The organism is Kitasatospora sp. NPDC029312 (assembly GCF_055569215.1).
Genome location: NZ_JBVHXY010000021.1, coordinates 80,939 through 98,771 on the forward strand (window position 1 = coordinate 80,939; position 17,833 = coordinate 98,771).

At 73.1% G+C, this 17,833-nt stretch carries 12 protein-coding genes; 5 read left to right on the forward strand and 7 right to left on the reverse strand.

All coding sequences use genetic code 11. The features are described from left to right. Positions 1–2: 2 nt before the first annotated feature. From ACZ4WV_RS19030 to ACZ4WV_RS19040, 3 genes are all read left to right on the forward strand, one after another. On the forward strand, positions 3–836 hold the full coding sequence (locus ACZ4WV_RS19030; RefSeq protein ID WP_465748080.1) for a DUF6282 family protein: 834 nt from the start codon (positions 3–5) through the stop codon (positions 834–836). 34 nt (positions 837–870) lie between these two features. Further along, positions 871–3,582, forward strand: coding sequence for a phosphoenolpyruvate carboxylase (gene ppc / locus ACZ4WV_RS19035; protein ID WP_465748082.1), 2,712 nt, complete (start codon positions 871–873; stop codon positions 3,580–3,582). A 104-nt stretch (positions 3,583–3,686) separates the two neighbouring features. Next, complete coding sequence (locus ACZ4WV_RS19040; protein WP_465748084.1) at positions 3,687–4,736, forward strand: MBL fold metallo-hydrolase; 1,050 nt, start codon at positions 3,687–3,689, stop codon at positions 4,734–4,736. 68 nt (positions 4,737–4,804) lie between these two features. Here ACZ4WV_RS19040 and ACZ4WV_RS19045 read toward each other — a convergent pair whose 3' ends face one another. Together ACZ4WV_RS19045 and ACZ4WV_RS19050 are read right to left on the reverse strand one after the other, a co-directional pair. After that, the gene (locus ACZ4WV_RS19045; RefSeq protein WP_465748086.1) at positions 4,805–5,659 is read right to left on the reverse strand and encodes an ABC transporter permease; all 855 of its coding nucleotides are present in this window, start codon (positions 5,657–5,659) and stop codon (positions 4,805–4,807) included. Then, positions 5,656–8,436, reverse strand: a complete 2,781-nt coding sequence (locus ACZ4WV_RS19050) for an alpha/beta fold hydrolase (RefSeq protein WP_465748088.1) — start codon at positions 8,434–8,436, stop codon at positions 5,656–5,658. Before ACZ4WV_RS19050 ends, ACZ4WV_RS19045 begins: the two co-directional genes overlap by 4 nt. A gap of 572 nt (positions 8,437–9,008) precedes the next feature. Here ACZ4WV_RS19050 and ACZ4WV_RS19055 point away from each other — a divergent pair. Beyond that, entirely contained in the window at positions 9,009–9,581 is a 573-nt protein-coding gene (locus ACZ4WV_RS19055; protein WP_465748148.1) for a mechanosensitive ion channel family protein, read from the forward strand. A 93-nt stretch (positions 9,582–9,674) separates the two neighbouring features. Here the strand turns inward: ACZ4WV_RS19055 and ACZ4WV_RS19060 are convergent, their stop codons facing one another. The 4 genes from ACZ4WV_RS19060 to ACZ4WV_RS19075 form a co-directional block, all read right to left on the reverse strand. Continuing rightward, on the reverse strand, positions 9,675–10,136 hold the full coding sequence (locus tag ACZ4WV_RS19060; RefSeq protein ID WP_465748090.1) for a GNAT family N-acetyltransferase: 462 nt from the start codon (positions 10,134–10,136) through the stop codon (positions 9,675–9,677). 1 nt (position 10,137) lies between these two features. Then, positions 10,138–11,076, reverse strand: a complete 939-nt coding sequence (locus tag ACZ4WV_RS19065) for an RluA family pseudouridine synthase (RefSeq protein ID WP_465748092.1) — start codon at positions 11,074–11,076, stop codon at positions 10,138–10,140. A gap of 68 nt (positions 11,077–11,144) precedes the next feature. Next, positions 11,145–11,867, reverse strand: coding sequence for a signal peptidase II (lspA, locus tag ACZ4WV_RS19070; protein ID WP_465748150.1), 723 nt, complete (start codon positions 11,865–11,867; stop codon positions 11,145–11,147). 172 nt (positions 11,868–12,039) lie between these two features. Next, positions 12,040–12,504: a TraR/DksA family transcriptional regulator gene (locus ACZ4WV_RS19075; RefSeq protein WP_465748094.1), complete on the reverse strand. Its 465-nt coding sequence runs from the start codon at positions 12,502–12,504 to the stop codon at positions 12,040–12,042. Between the two features lie 625 nt (positions 12,505–13,129). Here ACZ4WV_RS19075 and ileS point away from each other — a divergent pair. Continuing rightward, on the forward strand, positions 13,130–16,261 hold the full coding sequence (gene ileS / locus ACZ4WV_RS19080) for an isoleucine--tRNA ligase (protein ID WP_465748096.1): 3,132 nt from the start codon (positions 13,130–13,132) through the stop codon (positions 16,259–16,261). 186 nt (positions 16,262–16,447) lie between these two features. Here ileS and ACZ4WV_RS19085 read toward each other — a convergent pair whose 3' ends face one another. Next, entirely contained in the window at positions 16,448–17,785 is a 1,338-nt protein-coding gene (locus tag ACZ4WV_RS19085) for a DivIVA domain-containing protein (protein WP_465748098.1), read from the reverse strand. Between the last annotated feature and the right edge of the window lie 48 nt (positions 17,786–17,833).

Below are 17,833 nucleotides of genomic sequence, written 5' to 3' on the forward strand. Positions count from 1 at the left end.
TGGTGGACCTCCACTACCACGCCGGCCCCGACCTCTACCGCCGCCGCCTCACCTCCCACGGCGCGGGGCGGGCCTACCGGGACGTCGGCGGCTGGGTGGTGCTCAAGAGCCACCTCAGCTCCACCGCCGCCCGGGCCTGGGAGGCCCGCCAGGAGGGGCTGCCGGTCTCCGGCACCCTGGTCCTCAACGAGCTGGCCGGCGGCGTCCGGCCCCGGGCCGTGGAGCAGGCGGTCTACGCCCACGGCCCGGACAGCCCGGCCCGCCTGGTGGTCCACCTGCCGACCCTGGTCGGCCACACCCACGGCTCGCCGCTGCGCCGCACCCCGTTCCACCCCCTGCTCGACCCCGAACGCTGGCGGACCCGCCCGGCCCTCGACGATGACGGCCGGCTGCGCCGGGACGTGCGCGAGGTGCTCCGGGCGGCCCGCGACCTGCCGGTCGCGGTGGCCACCGGCCACAGCGACCGGGAGGCGGTGCTGCGCATCGTGGACGAGGCGGTCCGGCTCGGCCTGCCGCGCCTGCTCCTCACCCACGCCACCCACCCCATGTCGGGCTTCACCCCCGACGACCTGGCCGACCTGTCCCACGTGCGCGGCCTGTACGTCGAGATCACCGCGCTGACCCTGCTGCTGGGTCACCGCGACGCCGGGCACCTCCGCGAGCTGGTGCACGCCCACCCCCGGGTGCTGTTCAGCTCCGACCTCGGACAGCCCGACCAGCCGGACGTGAAGGAATGGCTGGACCTGAGCGCGCAGTGGTTCCGGGCCGCCGGCCTGACCAGCCGGGAGGTCAGGGCCATCACCTGGGCCAACCCGGTGGACCTGCTGACGCCGTGAACGGACCTTCACCACTCCCCGATCAGGAGCAGTCATGAACGCCCGTACCGACCACGCCGCCCTGCACGCGGACCTGCGCCATCTCGCGGACCTGCTGGACGAGACCCTGGTCCGCCAGGAGGGCCCCGAACTGCTCGGCCTGGTCGAGCAGGTCCGCCTGCTCAGCCGCACCGACGGCGAGGCCACCGCCGAACTGCTGCGCGGCATCGGGCCGGCGACCGCGGCGAAGCTGGTCCGCGCCCTCGCCACCTACTTCCACCTGGCCAACGTCACCGAGCAGGTGCACCGCGGCCGCGAACTGCGCGCCACCAGGGAACGGGCCGGCGCCGCCCTCGCCCGCGTCGTACAGCAGGCGGCGAGGGAGGCGCCGGAGGCCCTGGCCCGCGCGGTCGAGCACCTGAACGTCCGCCCGGTCTTCACCGCCCACCCCACCGAGGCCGCCCGCCGCTCCGTCCTCACCAAGCTGCGCCGGATCGCCGAACTGCTGGAGACCCCGGTCCCCGAGGCGGACCGCCGCCGGCACGACGCGCGGCTCGCCGAGACCATCGACCTGATGTGGCAGACCGACGAGCTGCGGGTGGTCCGCCCCGAGCCCGCCGACGAGGCCCGCAACGCGATCTACTACCTGGACGAGCTGCACGCCGGCGCGGTCGGCGACGTCCTGGAGGACCTGACCGCGGAACTGGGCCAGGTCGGCGTCCGACTCCCGGACGGCGCCAGGCCGTTGACCTTCGGCACCTGGATCGGCGGCGACCGCGACGGCAATCCCGGTGTCACCCCCGACGTCACCTGGGACGTCCTGATCCTCCAGCACGAGCACGGCATCAACGACGCCCTCGCGATGGTCGACGAACTGCGCGGCCTGCTCTCCAACTCCATCCGCTACACCGGCGCCACCGCCGACCTGCTCGGCTCACTGGACCACGACCTCGCCCGGCTGCCCGAGATCAGCCCCCGCTACAAGCGGCTCAACTCCGAGGAACCGTACCGCCTCAAGGTCACCGCGATCCGCCAGAAGCTGGTGAACACCAAGCGCAGGCTCGCCGAGGGCGGCCCGCACGAGGAGGGCCGGGACTACCTCGGCACCGCCGAACTGCTGCGCGACCTCACCCTGGTGCAGACCTCGCTGCGCGAACACCGCGGCGGCCTGTTCGCCGAGGGCCGGCTCGGCCGGACGATCCGCACCCTCGCCGCCTTCGGCCTGCAACTGGCCACCATGGACGTGCGCGAGCACGCCGACGCCCACCACCACGTCCTCGGCCAGTTCGTCGACCGGCTCGACGAGGAGTCCTGGCGCTACGCCGAGATGCCCCGCGACTACCGCCAGCGCCTGCTGGCCAAGGAGCTCACCTCCCGCCGGCTGCTCGGCCCCGCGCAGCTGGACGGGGCCGGCGAGAAGACCCTCGGGGTCTTCCACACCGTCCGCCGGGCCCTGGACACCTTCGGCCCCGAGGTCATCGAGTCGTACGTCATCTCGATGTGCCAGGGCGCCGACGACGTGTTCGCCGCCGCCGTGCTGGCCCGCGAGGCCGGGCTGATCGACCTCCACGCCGGCGTCGCCAGGATCGGCATCGTGCCGCTGCTGGAGACCACCGACGAGCTGAAGGCCGCCGACACGATCCTCGAGGACATGCTCGCCGACCCGTCCTACCGGGCCCTGGTCGCCCTGCGCGGGGACGTCCAGGAGGTCATGCTCGGCTACTCCGACTCCTCCAAGTTCGGCGGCATCACCACCTCCCAGTGGGAGATCCACCGCGCCCAGCGCCGGCTGCGCGACGTCGCCCACCGCCACGGAGTACGGCTGCGGCTCTTCCACGGCCGCGGCGGCACCGTCGGCCGCGGCGGCGGCCCCTCGCACGACGCGATCCTCGCCCAGCCCTGGGGCACCCTGGAGGGCGAGATCAAGGTCACCGAGCAGGGCGAGGTCATCTCCGACAAGTACCTGCTGCCGTCCCTGGCCCGGGAGAACCTCGAACTGACGGTCGCGGCCGCCCTCCAGGCCTCCGCGCTGCACACCGCGCCCCGCCAGTCGGACGAGGCCCGGGCCCGCTGGGACGCCGCGATGGACGTCGTCTCCGACGCCGCGCACACGGCCTACCGGGCCCTGGTGGAGGACCCGGACCTGCCCGCCTACTTCCTGGCCGCCACTCCGGTCGACCAGCTCGCCGACCTCCACCTGGGCTCCCGGCCCTCGCGCCGCCCCGACTCCGGCGGCGGACTGGACGGCCTGCGGGCGATCCCCTGGGTGTTCGGCTGGACCCAGTCCCGCCAGATCGTGCCGGGCTGGTACGGCGTCGGATCCGGGCTGAAGGCCCTGCGCGAGGCCGGCCTCGGCGAGGTGCTGGACGAGATGCACGGCCAGTGGCACTTCTTCCGCAACTTCGTCTCCAACGTGGAGATGACCCTGGCCAAGACGGACCTGGGGATCGCCCGGCACTACGTCGAGACCCTGGTGCCGCAGCCGCTGCAGCACGTCTTCACGGCCATCGAGGCCGAGCACGCCCTGACCGTCAGCGAGCTGCTGCGGATCACCGGCGAACGCGGACTCCTGGACGCCCAGCCGGTGTTGAAGCAGACGTTCGCGGTCCGCGACGCCTACCTCGACCCGATCTCCTACCTCCAGGTCGCCCTGCTGAAGCGCCAGCGGGAGGCCGCCACCGCGGGCGAGCAGCCCGACCGCACGCTCTGCCGGGCCCTGCTGCTGACCGTCAACGGCATCGCCGCCGGCCTGCGCAACACCGGCTGACCGCCGAGCGGCCGACCTCCCGGCCTCCCCACAAGTGCCCCCAGCCCCCAGCAGGGCCTCAAGCCTCCAGCCCGCAGCCCCCACAGACACGAGAAGGCCCCACCATGACCGAGCCACCCGAGCAGCAGAGCGCCCCCTCCCGGCGCGGCGTGCTGCGCACCGCCGTCGTCGCCGGCGCGGCCCTGGCGGTCCCGCTGGCCGGCGGGCTCCCCGACGCCCACGCCGAGACCCGCGGGAACACCCCGCCCGGCCACCCCTCGATCGGCTCACTCGGCGACCAGTCCGCCGTCCGCACCTTCACCCTGGGCGACGTCCGGCTCACCTACGTCGTCGACGCCGCCATGGAGCTGGACCGCACCGGCTTCCTGCCCGCCGTCCCCTCCTCCTACTGGGCGCAGCACCCCGAGGAGGTGGCGCCCTCCGGCCGGATCGCCGCCTCGGCGGGCGGTGTCCTGGTCGAGCGGGGCCACCGCCGGCTGCTGATCGACGTGGGCCTCGGCGCCAACCTGCTCCCGCCCTCGCTCGGCGTCTCCCGGGGCGGAGCGCTGCTTCGCACCCTCCGGGCCCTGCAGGTGCGGCCGGAGACCGTCGACACCGTGGCCTTCACCCACCTGCACACCGACCACACCGGCATGGGCTTCACCACCGCCCCGGGCCGGGCACCGCGCAAGGCGTTCCCGCGCGCCGGCTACCTGGTGGCCGGGGCTGAGTGGGAGCCGTTCTGGGAGCACCGGATCAAGGTCGGGGCGCCGTCCTGGGACGACTTCATGCTGCCGATGTCGAAGGTGCTGCGCCGCTTCGACGACGGCGCGCAGGTGTGGCCCGGCGTCACCGCGTTGATCACCCCCGGCCACAGCCCGGGCCACACCACCTTCGTCGTCTCGGCCGGCGGCGGGCGGCGGATCCTGGTGTTCGGCGACGCCTTCCACACCCCGGCACAGGTGGCCCACCCCGAGTGGCCGTCCGGGCCGGACACCGACATCGACAAGGTGCTCAGGGCCCGCCGGACCCTGCTCACCGAACTACGTAAGCCGCACACCTACGGCTTCGCGTTCCACTTCGGCGACCAGGCCTTCGGCCGGGTCGGGGACGACGGCCGCTGGCACCCCGTGCCCACCCGCGCCCTGCTGCCCGCCCCGGTCCAACTGCCGTAGTCCGCGCCAGGACAGCCCGCCTCAAAAACAGCCCACGTCAAGGACAGCCCGCGTCAGGACACCCCTCCTCAGGACACCACGTCCTTGCGCCCGAACCCGCGGAACGCCAGCGCCAACAGCACCACCGCGTACGAGAGCGACAGCGAGACGCCCTGCAGCATGCCGCCCCACTCCAGCTGCGGCTGCAGGGCGTCCGCCCACGCGTACTGCCAGTGCGCCGGCAGCCACTCCCGCAGGTCGCCCAGCGCGGTGACGGCGTCCAGCACCCCGGTGATGATCGACACGAACACCGCCCCGCCGACCGCCCCCAGCGGCGCGTCCGTCGCCGTCGACAGCCAGAAGGCCAGCGCGGCGATCACCAGCTCGCTGAGGAACACGAACACCACGGCCAGCGCGATCCGGGGCAGCGCCTCGCCGGCCGGCAGCGTGACCCCGGTGGGCAGCTTGAGGTCCCCCCAGCCGTACGCGGCGGTGCCGACCACCAGCCCGATCGCGGGCAGCATCACCACGGCCACCGCGGAGAACGCCAGTCCGACCACGAACTTGCGGGCCAGCAGCCGGGCCCGCGGCACCGGCGCGGCCAGCAGGTAGCGCAGCGAGGACCAGCTGGCCTCCGAGGCCACCGTGTCCCCGCAGAACAGCGCGACGGGGATCACCAGCATGAAGCCGGTGCCCACGAACAGCATGGTGACGGCGAAGTTGGCCCCCGAGTAGGTGGCCAGGTCGATGAAGGTGGTCCGGTCCGGGCGTCCCGGGGTCCCCCCGATCTGGAACGCGGCCAGGATGACGAAGGGCATCGCGGCCAGCACCGCACCGATCACCAGGGTGCGGCGCCGGCGCAGCTGGCGGATCGCCTCCACCCGCAGCGGCAGGGTCCGGCTCGCCCGGTACCCCTGGGCATGGTCCGTCGCGACGATGCTCACGCCGCACCTCCGATCAACGACAGGAACGCGTCCTCCAACCGCCGCTGCGGCCCGGCGCTCTCCACCGGCACCTTCAGCCGCACCAGCTCCGCCAACAGCTCGCTCGCCGCGAGCCCGTCCAGCCGGACCAGCAGTCCGCCCGCGACGGCCTCCGCCGAGCCGACCCCGGCGAGCGCCCCGACCTCGGCGACCACCGACTCCGGGTCGCAGGAGCCGGAGACGCCGATCATCAGCAGCTCGCCGCCGCCGACGATCCCGGCGACCGGCCCGGCCGTCACCAGCTGCCCGCGGTCCATCACCACCAGGTCCGTACAGCTCTGCTCGACCTCGGACAGCAGGTGGCTGGAGACGATGACGGTCCGCCCGCCGGCCGCGTACCGGATCATGACCTCGCGCATCTCGCGGATCTGCGGCGGGTCCAGCCCGTTGGTCGGCTCGTCCAGGATCAGCAGGTCCGGCATGCCGAGCATGGCCTGGGCGATGGCCAGGCGCTGCCGCATGCCCTGCGAGTAGGTGCGCACCGCGCGGTCCAGCGCCTCTCCGAGCCCGGCGATCGCCAGTGCCTCGTCGAAGCGGGCGTCCTCCTCGGGCCGCCCGGTGGCCTGCCAGTACAGCCGCAGGTTGGCCCGACCGGTCAGGTGCGGCAGGAAGCCCGCACCCTCCACGAAGGCCCCGACCCGGGACAGCACCGGCGCCCCGGGGCGCACCAGGTGTCCGAAGATCCGGATCTCCCCGGCGTCCGGCCGGATCAGGCCCATCAGCATCCGCAGCGTGGTGGTCTTGCCGGCGCCGTTCGGCCCGAGCAGGCCGAGCACCTGGCCCTGCTCCACCCGGAAGCCCACGTCCCGTACGGCGTAGCGGTCGTGGGCGCCCTTGTAGCGCTTGCTGAGGCCGCTGATCTGCAGCGGCACCGCGGCCAGCTCCGGATCGAACCCCGGCCCGGCGGCCGTCGGACGCCGCCGCCGCACCAGCGGCAGCAGCACCAGGGCGGCCACCAGTACGGCGGCGAGCGGCAGCAGCCAGGTCCGCGCGGGCAGCGGCGCCGACTCGGTGACCAGCTGCGCGTCGGTCGGCGCGGTGAGCGGCCCGGCCGGTGCGACCCGGTAGGTGGCCGGCTCGGTGGGCGAGGCGTAGGCCAGGTCTGTGGAGGCCAGCACCAGCCGGAGCCGGTGTCCGGCCGGGAAGGTGTGGTCAACGGCCGGCAGCTTGACGGTCACGGTCGCGCCCGCGTCCGCGCCGGTCACCCGCAGCGGGGCCGCGAGCTGCTGGGGCAGCACCGCCTTGCCGTCCGGCCCGACGTCGTACAGCTTGGCGAACAGCACCGCGTCCGGCCGGTCTGCCCTCACCTTCACCGGCACGGTCGGCTGCCCGGTCAGGTCGAGCGGAGCGTCCAGCGGCGCCGAGTCGAAGGCTGCGTTCTGCCCCGGGAAGTCCAGCGACAGGCCGGCCCCGAGCGAGGCGGCCTGGCTCAGGGCGCCGATGCCCGGCAGCGTCGAGATGTTCGGCGGCGCCCCGCCGGGCGGGTTGGCGAGCGGCTTCTCGCCGCCGGTCAGCTCGACGGTGCGGCTGCCGGTTCCGGCCAGGCCGGGGTAGCGGTCGGCGGAGGCCCCGCGCAGGACGGCCTGGAAGCCGGTGGAGTCCACGCCGCCGGTCCGGGTCACCCGGAAGGCCGGGCCGGTGTCGGTGCCGCGCCCGCGCAGGTAGTGATCGAACCAGGCGGTGACCCGGTCGTCGACCCGGGCGCTGGTGTCCGTCCCGCCGTCGTGTCCGCCGGCGAACCAGTCCACCGCGACCGGTGCGCCGTTGGCCGCCACCGCCCGCGCGATCTCGTCCCCCTGGTCCAGGGGGAACAGCGAGTCCTGCTGCCCCTGCACCACCAGGGTGGGCACCTTGAGCTGCGACGCCACCGAGGACGGGCTCGACTTCTCCAGCAGCGCGACGGCCTCCGGGTCGGCGTGCCCGGCGGTGGCGACCCGGTCGTACATCTGGCAGAGCGACTCCAGGAACCGCCCGCAGCCCGCCGGACCGTCCGCCGCCGCGTCCGGGCCCGGGCCGGTGCCGCCGCGCGGCGCCCCGCCGGAGGGCCCGAGGTCCCCCGCCGAGCCGGTGGTGAAGAAGATCCCGGCCCACAGCTTCTTGAACACGCCGTCCGCCGCGCCCGAGCCCTGCACGCCCTGCGGGAACAGCGCGTCGGCCAGGTTCCACCAGGTGATCTGGGTGGCCACCGCGTCGATCCGGTGGTCGTACGCGGAGGCCAGCAGCGAGACGGCCCCGCCGTACGAGGCGCCGGTGATGCCGATCCGGGGGTCGCCGGGCCCGTCGAGCTGTACCTCGGGCCGCTGGGCCAGCCAGTCCACCAGGTGCCTGACGTCCTCGACCTCGCGGTCGGGCGCGTTCAGGCCGATCCTCCCGCCCGAGTGCCCGAAGCCGCGCGCCGACCAGGTCAGTACCGCGTACCCCTGCCGGGCCAGCTGCTGGGCGCGTTCCCGCTCGCCCTCCTTGGAGCCGCCGAAGCCGTGCGCGAGCAGGACCGCCGGGCGCGGGGTGGTGCCGGTGGTGAAGAAGGAGGTGTCCAGCTGGACCTGCTGGGCGCTGCCCGGCGTCTCCGGCATGCCGATGAAACGATCCTCCTGATGGACCGCCTGCTCGCCGCCCGAGGCCACCGCCGCCGTGCCGACCCCGGCGACCGCCACCAGGGCCACCGCCCCGGCCAGCACCCTGCGTCGCACCGATCTGCCGCGGCCTCGCCAGCGACGCCATGCCCCACCGAACTCCATGGGGGCTGATCGTATCCGCCGCCCGGGTAGGCGTCCGATAAAGCCGGCATCCCTTCTACCCGTTTCATCCGGCTATGCGCCGGTATCGTACGGCTCACCCGGCTCCCTCACCCCGAGAAGGTCCCGTGATCTGGCCGCTGATCACCCTGCTCGCCGTCGTCACCGCCACCCTGGCGATCGGCTGGATCGTCGACCAGGCCCTCCAGCGGATCAGCGCCAACCACCCCGAGGCCCCGGTCTGGGCGCTGCTCCGCCGCTGCCGGCTCCCCCTCCAACTCACCGTCGTCACGGCCCTGCTGCTCGCCGCCGACCCGCCCAGGCGGATCCTCCACCTGAAGGACGACGCCGGCGCCCACCACCTGGTCCTGCTGCTCCTGCTCGGCTCACTCGGCTGGCTCACCGTCCGGGTGGCGGCCGCCCTCCTGGACGCCGTGCTCCGCCGCTACGAGACGGTCACCGAGGACCCGGCCCGGGTGCCGCGGGTACGCACCCAGATCAGCATGCTGCGCCGGGTGGTCAGCACGGTGATCGTCGTGGTCACCGTCGCGGTGATGCTGCTGACCTTCTCCGCCATGCGCAGCGTCGGCGCCAGCCTGCTCGCCTCCGCCGGCATCATCGGCATCGTGGCCGGCATCGCCGCCCAGAGCACCCTGGGCAACTTCTTCGCCGGCCTGCAGATCGCCTTCGGCGACACCGTCCGGATCGACGACACCGTCGTGGTGGACGGCCAGCAGGGCACGGTCGAGGAGATCACCCTCTCCTACCTGGTGGTCCGGCTCTGGGACCACCGCCGGCTGGTCGTCCCGGTCTCCTACTTCGTCAACAGGCCCTTCGAGAACTGGACCCGCCGCGACCCCGGCCTGCTCGCCGCCGTCCTGTTCCACCTCGACCACACCGCCCCGGTCGACGAGCTGCGCACCGCGCTGCACGCCCGGCTGGAGCAGCACCCCCTCTGGGACGGCATGGAGTGGGCCCTGCACGTCACCGACACCACCCCCAGCACCATCGTCGTCCGCGCCACCATGACCGCCCGCACCCCCGACGACGCCGCCCAGCTCCGCTTCGACGTGCGCGAACACCTCATCGCCTATCTGCGCGACGAGCACCCCCACGCCCTTCCCCGCCTGCGCACCACCGATCCCTGATCCCAGCCGCCCGGCCCCCCGACCAACAAGGAGTCCCCGCGCCCCGGAAGGGACGCGGGGACTCCGCGCACAGTGGAAGGCCTGACCTCCCGGCTACAACACCCGCGTCATCGTCCGGTGCGGAATCCCCGCATCGTCGTACACCGGCCCCTCCGCCACGTATCCCAGCCGTTCGTAGAAGCCGAGCGCCCGCACCTGCGCGTGCAGTTCGACCTCGGTGCCCCCGCGGGCGAGCCCCGCCGCCTCGATCGCCCGGACCAGCTCGGCCCCGAGCCCCGTCCCCCGCGCGGCGGCGACGACCGCGAGCCGCCCGAGCAGCACCCGCCCCTCGACGCCCCCGGTCAGCTTCAGCGCCTGCTCACCGAAGATCAGCCGCCCGGTCCCGAGCGCCGCCCCGTCGGCGCCGACGGCCAGCAGGTGCACGGAGGTGCGGTCGTACTCGTCGTACTCCAGCTCCTCCGGCACGTTCTGCTCGACGACGAACACCCGGCGCCGGACCTCGCGGGCCAGTGCCAGGTCCGCCTCCCCCTCGGCGACCCGTATCGACACCCGCACGTCAGCTCTCCGCCGCGATGATGTCCAGCGCCTGCTGCAGGTCCGCCGGGTACTCGCTGCTGAATTCGACCCACTGTCCGTCGGCCGGGTGCTCGAAGCCGAGCGAGACCGCGTGCAGCCACTGCCGGGTCAGCCCGAGCCGCTTGGCCAGCGTCGGGTCGGCGCCGTAGGTGAGGTCGCCGACGCACGGGTGCCGCAGCGCGGACATGTGGACGCGGATCTGGTGGGTCCGGCCGGTCTCCAGCTTGATGGCCATCAGCGAGGCCGCCCGGTACGCCTCGATCAGGTCGTAGTGGGTGATCGACGCCTTGCCGTCCCGCGTCACCGCCCACTTCCAGTCCGAGCTGGGGTGGCGCCCGATCGGCGCGTCCACCGTGCCGCTCAGCGGGTCCGGGTGCCCCTGGACCAGCGTGTGGTACCGCTTCTCGGTGATCCGGTCGTGGAACTGCCGCTTGAGGTCGGTGTACGCCCGCTCGGACTTGGCGACCACCATCAGCCCGGAGGTGCCGACGTCGAGCCGGTGCACGATGCCCTGCCGCTCGGCCGCCCCCGAGGTGGAGATCCGGTACCCGGCCGCGGCGAGCCCGCCGATGACGGTGGGGCCGGTCCAGCCGGGGCTCGGGTGCGCGGCGACGCCGACCGGCTTGTCGACCAGCACGATGTCGTCGTCGTCGTGGACGATCCGCATGCCCTCGACCGGCTCCGCGACGATCTGCACGGGGGCGGCGGGGGCGGGGATCTCGACCTCCAGCCAGGAGCCGGCGGTCACCCGGTCCGATTTGCCGGCCACGGCGCCGTCGAGCGTCACCTTGCCGTCGGCGGCCAACTCGGCGGCCTTCGTCCGGGAGAAGCCGAACATCCGGGCGAGGGCGGCGTCGAGGCGCTCACCCTCCAGGCCGTCGGGTACGGGGAGGCTTCGGATCTGCGCTGCGGTACTCACCCGTACGAGTATGCCGGAAAGGCGGCCCCGCCCTTCCCGCCGGCGGTCCGGAGGCGGCCGACGCCTTCCTACTTCCCGCTCTTGTCCGCCTTGTCGGCCCTGTCCGCCTGCTGGTGCACGGTCCCGTCCGGGTTGCTGCCCTTGAAGGAGAGCAGCACCACGAGGATCCCGCCGCAGACGATGGCCGAGTCCGCGAGGTTGAACACCGCGAAGTGCTGGACGGAGATGAAGTCCACGACGTGGCCGCGGAAGACGCCCGGCGCGCGGAACAGCCGGTCGGTGAGGTTGCCGAGCGCGCCGCCGAGCAGCAGTCCGAGGGCGAGCGCCCAGGGCAGGCTGTACAGCCGGCGGGCGATCCGCCAGATCACCACGATGACGGCGGAGGCGATCATCGTGAAGACGACGGTCAGCGCCTGCCCCATGCCGAAGGCCGCGCCGGAGTTGCGGATCACCTGGAGGGTGACGACGTCGCCGATCACCTTGATGGCCGCGTGGTTCTCCAGCCTGGCGACGACCAGCAGCTTGCTGCCCAGGTCGATCAGGAAGGCGAGCACCGCGACGACCAGCAGCACGCCGATCCGCCGCGGCCCCTTGGGCTTCTCCACAGCCGTCGCACCGGCCGTCGCACCGGCCGTCGCTTCACCGCCCGCCGCCTCGCCGTCGGCCGTCCCACCGTCGGACGGAGCCGCCTGCGCGGGCTCGGTGGGATCGGCCACGGCCACCTCCACGGCTTCGGCGGGGTGCGGGACGGCGCCGTCCCGGGTCTGAGGGGAACCTTGCGTACTGATGATCCGCTCCGCTGCCGATGGAGCTCCCCCGGCAGGAGGTGGGGGAGGGTGGTGGGCCGGTTGCCGCCCTGGAATCCGTGGCATCCGTCGAGGAACCGCTCCGGACGTGTCAGGCGACGTTACGGGGTCGAGCGTACGGCAAGCCCGACCCCCCGCGTCGCCCCGGTGGCCCGGTTCAGCGGCGTTCCTGCTTGGCCTTGCACTGCACGCAGAGCGTGGCCCGGGGGAAGGCCTGCATCCGGGCCTTGCCGATGGCCTGTCCGCAGGACTCGCAGATGCCGAAGCCGACGCCCTCGAGCCGCTCCAGGGCGCGCTCCGTCTGGGCGAGGCTGTCGCGCGCGTTGTTGGCGAGCGCCAGCTCGCTCTCCCGCGAGATGTTCTTCGTACCGGCGTCCACCTGGTCGTCGCCGGCTCCGTCGTTGGAGTCACGCATCAGGCCCGCGATGGCGGCGTCGGCCGCGTCGATCTCGCCGCGCAGCCGCTCGAGGTCGTTGATCAGCTCGTCGTGCAGCTCGTGGACCTCGTCGGCGGTCCACGGGTCCTCGCCCGGCCGGACCGGCAGGGTGGCCGGGTCGACGGCTTCGGCTCCGCGCGACGCGGTGACGGTGTCGGTGCTGCTCTGAGGTGCGGTAGTGGTCACGGTCCCCTCCCCTGGATCGGCCGCCACGGCCTTGCGTGCCCGCTTGGTGGCGGTACCCGCGCCGGTTGCTTTCTCAGCCATGGCTTCGACCCCATCTACGAACGAATCGAGCCGCCGGTTCCCGGCGGCTTCCAGTGCCGGAACGATAATCCCGATCAAAACCGGTCACAACATGACATACCGACGCCTCACGATGATCCCACCCAGGCAGCCGCCCCAGCCGCCACGCCCCGCGCGCTGCCAGACTTGTGCCCAACTCACCCCCGCCTAACCACCTCGGCCCGCGCCCCCGGACCCCTGCCGGAAACGCTTTGGACAAACCGACTCGCCCGGCCGATACACTGGGCCCTGCAAGGCGCAGATGGGACGAGTACCGACGTACGCAGCCACCAGCGACCCGGGGACGGTGCGAGCCCGGGGGTGTGCACGGCGGGAAGATCACCCCGGAGCCGCCGGAAGAACGGCCACCGCACACCGCGGCGGCCCACTAGACCCGGCAGCAAGCCCAAACAAGAGGGCCGCAACGCTTCACCGCGGCCAAGGAGGGTGGTACCGCGGGGCGGCTGGTCCGTCTCGTCCCTCCGGAGGATCCAGTCCCAGCATCCGCCGGAGGTAGACGCCCGCGATGAGCAGCTCCTACAACCCCGTCCCGGCGCAGGTGGACCTGCCTGCCCTGGAGCACCAGATCCTGTCGTTCTGGCAGGACCACAAGATCTTCCAGCGCAGCCTGGAGCAGTCCGAGGGCCGCCCCGAGTGGGTCTTCTACGAGGGCCCGCCGACCGCCAACGGCATGCCCGGCGCCCACCACATCGAGGCCCGCGTCTTCAAGGACGTCTTCCCTCGCTACCGGACGATGAAGGGCTACCACGTCGCCCGCAAGGCCGGCTGGGACTGCCACGGCCTGCCCGTCGAGCTGGCGGTCGAGAAGGAGCTGGGCTTCTCCGGCAAGAAGGACATCGAGGCGTACGGCATCGCCGAGTTCAACGCCAAGTGCCGCGAGTCGGTGACCCGCCACACCGACGCCTTCTCCGAGCTGACCACCCGCATGGGGTACTGGGTCGACCTGGACGAGGCCTACCGGACGATGGACCCGTCGTACGTCCAGTCCGTCTGGTGGTCGCTCAAGCAGATCTTCGACAAGGGCCTGCTGGTCCAGGACCACCGCGTCGCCCCCTGGTGTCCGCGCTGCGGCACCGGCCTGTCGGACCACGAGCTGGCCCAGGGCTACGAGACGGTCGTCGACCCCTCGGTCTACGTCCGCTTCCCGCTCACCGGCGGCCCGCTGGCCGGCCGGGCGGCCCTGCTCGCCTGGACCACGACCCCGTGGACCCTGGTCTCCAACACCGCCCTCGCGGTCAACCCGGCGGTCACCTACGTGGTGGCCACCGACGGCAACGAGCGGCTCGTCGTCGCCGAGCCGCTGCTCGCCAAGGCCCTCGGCGAGGGCTGGGAGACCACCGGCGAGTCCTTCACCGGCGCCGAGATGGAGCACTGGAACTACCAGCGCCCGTTCGAGCTGGTGGAGATCGAGAACGCCCACTTCGTCCTCAACGCCGACTACGTCACCACCGAGGACGGCACCGGCATCGTCCACCAGTCCCCCGCCTTCGGCGCGGACGACCTCGCGACCTGCCGCAAGTACGGCCTGCCGGTGGTCAACCCGGTGCTCGCCGACGGCACCTTCGCCCCCGAGGTGCCGCTGATCGGCGGCCAGTTCTTCAAGAAGGCCGACGAGGCCCTGGTCGCGGACCTCAAGGAGCGCGGCCTGCTCTTCCGCCACGTGCCGTACGAGCACAGCTACCCGCACTGCTGGCGTTGCCACACCGCGCTGCTGTACTACGCGCAGCCCTCCTGGTACATCCGGACCACCGCCGTCAAGGACGCGCTGATCCGCGAGAACGAGGCCACCAACTGGTTCCCCGAGACGGTCAAGCACGGCCGCTTCGGCGACTGGCTCAACAACAACATCGACTGGGCGCTCAGCCGCAACCGCTACTGGGGCACCCCGCTGCCGATCTGGCGCTGCGAGGAGGGCCACCTGACCTGCGTCGGCTCGCTGGCCGAGCTGACCGAGCTCACCGGCACCGACCAGAGCGGCCTCGACCCGCACCGTCCGTTCATCGACGAGGTGACCTTCGCCTGCCGCGACTGCGGCGGCACCGCCACCCGGGTGCCCGAGGTGATCGACGCCTGGTACGACTCGGGCTCGATGCCCTTCGCCCAGTACGGCTACCCGTACCAGAACAAGGAGCTGTTCGAGAAGCGCTACCCGGCGCAGTTCATCTCCGAGGCGATCGACCAGACCCGCGGCTGGTTCTACACGCTGATGGCGGTCGGCACCCTGGTGTTCGACAAGAACAGCTACGAGAACGTCGTGTGCCTGGGCCACATCCTGGCCGAGGACGGCCGCAAGATGTCCAAGCACCTGGGCAACATCCTGCAGCCGATCCCGCTGATGGACCAGCACGGCGCCGACGCCGTGCGCTGGTTCATGGCGGCCGGTGGCTCGCCCTGGTCGGCCCGCCGGGTCGGCCACGGCACCATCCAGGAGGTGGTCCGCAAGACCCTCCTCACCTACTGGAACACCGTCGCCTTCCAGGCCCTGTACGCCCGCACCGCGAACTGGGCCCCCTCCGCGGGCGACCCGGCCCCGGCCGACCGCCCGCAGCTGGACCGCTGGGTGCTCTCCGAGCTGAACACCCTGGTCCGCGAGGTCGACGCGGCCTTCGAGGCGTACGACACCCAGCGCGCCGGCAAGCTGCTCTCCGGCTTCGTCGACGACCTCTCCAACTGGTACGTCCGCCGTGGCCGCCGCCGCTTCTGGCAGGGCGACGCGGCCGCGCTCGCCACCCTGCACGAGGCGCTGGAGACGGTCACCCGCCTGATGGCCCCGCTCACCCCGTTCATCACCGAGCGGGTCTGGCAGGACCTGGTCGTCCCGGTCGCCCCGGACGCCCCGGCCTCGGTGCACCTGGCCTCCTGGCCGGTCGTCGACGAGACCCTCATCGACGCCGAGCTGTCCCGGCACATGGCGCTGGTGCGCCGCCTGGTCGAGCTGGGCCGGGCCACCCGCGCCGAGTCCGGCGTGAAGACCCGCCAACCGCTCTCCCGCGCGTTGGTCGCCGCCCAGGGCTGGGAGGAGCTGCCCGCCGACCTGCGCGCGCAGATCGCCGAGGAGCTCAACGTCTCCGCCCTGGAGTCCCTCGCCGGGGTCGGCGGCTCGCTCGTCGACACCACGGCCAAGGCCAACTTCCGCGCCCTGGGCAAGCGTTTCGGCAAGGGCGTGCAGGACGTCGCCAAGGCGGTCGCCGCCACCGACGCCGCCCGCCTGGCCGCCGAGCTGCGCGCCGACGGCGAGACCTCGGTCGAGCTCGACGGTGAGACGATCACCCTCTCTCCCGATGAGGTGATCATCACCGAGACGCCGCGCGAGGGCTGGGCCGTCGCCAACGAGTCCGGCGCCACCGTCGCCCTCGACCTGGCCATCACCCCGGAGCTCAAGCGGCTCGGCATCGCCCGCGACGCCATCCGCCAGATCCAGGAGGCCCGCAAGAACTCCGGCCTGGACGTCGCCGACCGCATCGTCCTGCGCTGGCGCGCCACCTCCGAGGAGACCGCCGAAGCCATCGCCGAACACGGCCCCCTCGTCGCCGAGGAGGTCCTCGCCACCGACTTCGCCGCCGGCGCGGCCGACTGGGACTCCGAGACCTTCGCCGACGAATCCCTCGGCCTCGCCTTCCAGCTCCGCAAGGCCTGACCGACCGACCGAACCGCCGCCCGGCTCGCAGGAGCCGGGCGGCGGTTCCGTTTTCCCCCCTCGGTCCCCCGCCCCCTCGGCCCGCCGCCCGCACGGTCGCCCCGGCCCGGCGGACACACGAAAAGGCGCCCCCTCCCCGACCCGTGAGTCGGAAAGGGGGCGCCCTCAAAGAGCCCTGCTACAACCTCAGTTGTCGCCGTCCTCGTCGATCAGGAAGCCCCGCATCGGCGCCGGAGCCTGCTGCATCGGCTGCGGCGGCTGCGGCCGGACGGCCGCCATCGGCTGGGTCATCCCGGCCGGCTGCATCTGCGGAGCACCGCTGTTGCCGCCGCCCTGCCCGCCGAAGCTCGGAGCCGACGAGTTCCCGCCGAAGGAGCTCTGCCCGCCGAAGGACGGCGAACTGCCACCGAACGACGGCTGATTCCCACCGAACGACGGCGCACCGGAGGACATCGCGCCGGCACCGGCCGGGGCCATCGACGAGGCCGCCGGCGGCAGCGACGCGGTGGCGGGGATCCGCGGCGGGGCGAGCGAGTCGTCGGCCTGCGACTCCAGCTGACGCAGCTGGGTCTCCAGGTACGACTTCAGGCGCGTGCGGTACTCACGCTCGAACGCCCGCAGGTCCTCGACCTTGCGCTCCAGCGTGGCCCGCGCGGACTCCAGCGAGCCCATCGCGACGCGGTGCTTCTCCTGGGCGTCCCGCTCCAGGGCGTCGGCCTTGGCACGGGCGTCGCGCTCCAGGCCCTCGGCCCGGCTGCGCGCCTCGCCGACGATCTTGTTGGCCTCGGAGCGGGCCTCGGAGATCGCCTGGTCGGCGGTCTGCTGGGCGAGCGCCAGCACGCGCGCGGCGCTGTCGCCGCCGGGGCCCTGCTGCTGCATCGGGCCGCCCATCGGGCCGCCCATCTGCTGCGGGCCGCCCATCGGGCCACCCATCGGCTGCATCTGCTGCTGGCCCATGCCCTGGCCCATCGGGTTGCCCATCTGCTGCGGGCCACCGGGACCGCCCATGGGCTGGAGCATCTGGCCACCCATCGGCTGGACCAGCTGCTGCTGGCCGCCCATGGTCTGGTTCATCTGCTGCTGCTGGCCGCCCATCTGCTGGGGACCGCCCGGGCCGGGCGGGAGCTGCGGGGCGCCGGAGGGCAGGCCGAGCGGCTGATTGCCCATCTGCTGCTGCTGGGGGCCGCCCGGACCCATCTGCTGCGGGCCGCCGGGGCCCATCTGCTGCGGGCCGCCCGGGCCCTGCTGGCCGGGGACCGGCGGGCCGGATATGGCGGCCGGGACGGGCGCGGACTGACGCGAACCCTCCTGCGGGGGCTCCTTGCGCATGTTGGCCTGGTTCTGCGCGGCGGCGCGAGTCGCGGCGGCCAGCTTGGCCCGCAGGTCCTCGTTCTCCCGGAGGAGGCGGGTCAGCTCCGCCTCGACCTCGTCGAGGAAGGCATCGACCTCGTCCTCGTCATAGCCTTCACGCAGGCGGACGGTCGTGAACTGCTTGTTCCGAACGTCCTCGGGGGTCAATGGCATCTCTTCACCTCAACGTGATCGTCGGCACACCGGCATCCTGTCGCATCG

Excerpts from the sequence above, each read along its gene's own strand:
- ppc (WP_465748082.1), top strand. The coding sequence starts at position 871 with ATGAACGCCCGTACCGACCACGCCGCCCTGCACGCGGACCTGCGCCAT.
- ileS (WP_465748096.1), top strand. The coding sequence starts at position 13,130 with ATGAGCAGCTCCTACAACCCCGTCCCGGCGCAGGTGGACCTGCCTGCC.
- ACZ4WV_RS19085 (WP_465748098.1), bottom strand. The coding sequence starts at position 17,785 with ATGCCATTGACCCCCGAGGACGTTCGGAACAAGCAGTTCACGACCGTC.
- ACZ4WV_RS19050 (WP_465748088.1), bottom strand. The coding sequence starts at position 8,436 with ATGGAGTTCGGTGGGGCATGGCGTCGCTGGCGAGGCCGCGGCAGATCG.
- ACZ4WV_RS19040 (WP_465748084.1), top strand. The coding sequence starts at position 3,687 with ATGACCGAGCCACCCGAGCAGCAGAGCGCCCCCTCCCGGCGCGGCGTG.
- ACZ4WV_RS19055 (WP_465748148.1), top strand. The coding sequence starts at position 9,009 with ATGCGCAGCGTCGGCGCCAGCCTGCTCGCCTCCGCCGGCATCATCGGC.